A 1,534-nucleotide genomic window follows, 5' to 3' on the forward strand; every position below is an offset into this window, starting at 1 on the left:
GTGCTTGGATGTCGACGCCGTTCGGAATCGGTGCCGTCAGCCTGGCGCCTGATGGCGCGGTTTTCTGCTGGCTGGGCGAGACCGCATGAAGCCAGAGGTCGCCACGCGTCGGGCGCAATGCCGCGGCCGGATACCAATCCAACGGCAGGTGGAGGGTCACCAAGGTCGGACCATCGTCGGGCAGATAAGCGTCGAAATCGATGCCGTGCAGATGAACCACATCGATGGGCCATCGGGCGCGGGCAGCGGCGATCGCTTTGCGATGGGCCTCTTGCGCGCGGCGCTTCGCCGCCTCGTCGAGCATGCCGTTTTCGGCCGGTATTTCCACAAGCGTGCCGCTCGTGCTGGAGCCACGGCAAGCAATGACGATAGATCGATGGCCGGCGTGAACCAACGCCCGATCGAGCATCGACAGAACCTGTTCGGCACCGCCGACAGCGTCGGGTCCGACGGGCGCGAGAGGGTAGGCGACATTGAGGACGGTGAGTGTCGCGGCCGGTTGCGTCCCGGTGCCCTGCGCCGCATTCCCACCTGTCAGTGGTGTTGCGCAGTCCGGCATCTGATGCATGGGCAGCATGACGATTTCACGCGGCCGAGGCCCGCCGCGTGGGGAGCGAGGCGGATGTCATGCCAGGCGCATAGCGGCGGATCATGGTTGAGCAGAATTCCGCGAACTCCTCCGGCACCAGTGGCGGGCTGGTGTGGTGGGGCATCATTCCGCGATGCTGAGGTGTGAAGCAGAAGGTGACCGTCACGTCGAAATCGGCGAGTGCTTCCATCTGCCGGTCGAACCAGTCCAGCGCATTCGGCCGAAAACTGTCCGCCCAGGAAAGCCCGGTACGCATATTGGTGACACCCAGCCGCTTCATCCAGGCGACAGCGTCGTCCAGCCGCGGATCTTCGAAATGAAACCACTGCACCAGTCCCATTGCGGGTGTATAGCGCAGGAATTCCTCCAGCGCGGGCTTTGGCGTGCCGTCCTGGCGCAGCAGCCCCATATGGAAATGACGGTAATAAGAGGAGCCTTCGGCTTCGCGGTGACGCGTCGTTGCTTCCCATTCACGCGGAAGATCGTAGAGGCTGTACCACTGGACGCGTGGTGCATTGCCGAGCAGCAATTCAGCTGTTCGCTTGAGCCCCCAGACCTGGATTTCCTCGGCGCCGAAGGTCGATACGCCGACTTCGCTGACCCAGATGGGAAGGTCGGTGACGGTCGCGATCTCGCCGATCTTCTGCGGCCATTCCTGGATTTGCCACAGGTTCCAGTCGAGCGGAAAGCCGTGCACGGCGACGGCGTCGACATGATCCAGCACGCCGAATTCCTTCATGCGGGTGATGAATCCCGGGTCTATCGGCGAGATGCCACCGAGCACTTTGGTCAAAGCCGGGTTTTCAGATGCGATTGCGTCCGCCGCCAGGATTGCCATCCTGGCGAAGCGGCTCCAGTCGGGGTCGAGCTCGGGATCCCAATGCGATTTGTTGTTGGGCTCGTTCCAGATCATCGCGGCTTCAACCATGGCGCTGTCCTTTCGAG

Annotated in this window: 1 protein-coding gene and 1 pseudogene; both read right to left on the bottom strand. The window is 62.8% G+C overall.

What is annotated here, in order from left to right; all coding sequences use genetic code 11:
• Positions 1–409: pseudogene (locus EN925_RS35260) on the bottom strand (glycosyltransferase family 4 protein); the annotation flags it as partial.
• A gap of 175 nt (positions 410–584) precedes the next feature.
• Positions 585–1,517: a beta-xylosidase gene (locus EN925_RS35265; RefSeq protein WP_127368129.1), complete on the bottom strand. Its 933-nt coding sequence runs from the start codon at positions 1,515–1,517 to the stop codon at positions 585–587.
• Between the last annotated feature and the right edge of the window lie 17 nt (positions 1,518–1,534).

The sequence above is a fragment of the Mesorhizobium sp. M7A.F.Ca.US.006.04.2.1 genome, assembly GCF_004022915.1.
In the GTDB taxonomy this organism is placed as follows: Bacteria; Pseudomonadota; Alphaproteobacteria; order Rhizobiales; family Rhizobiaceae; genus Mesorhizobium; species Mesorhizobium ciceri.

Coding starts and splice junctions, on each gene's coding strand:
- EN925_RS35265 (WP_127368129.1), bottom strand. CDS start 1,517: ATGGTTGAAGCCGCGATGATCTGGAACGAGCCCAACAACAAATCGCAT.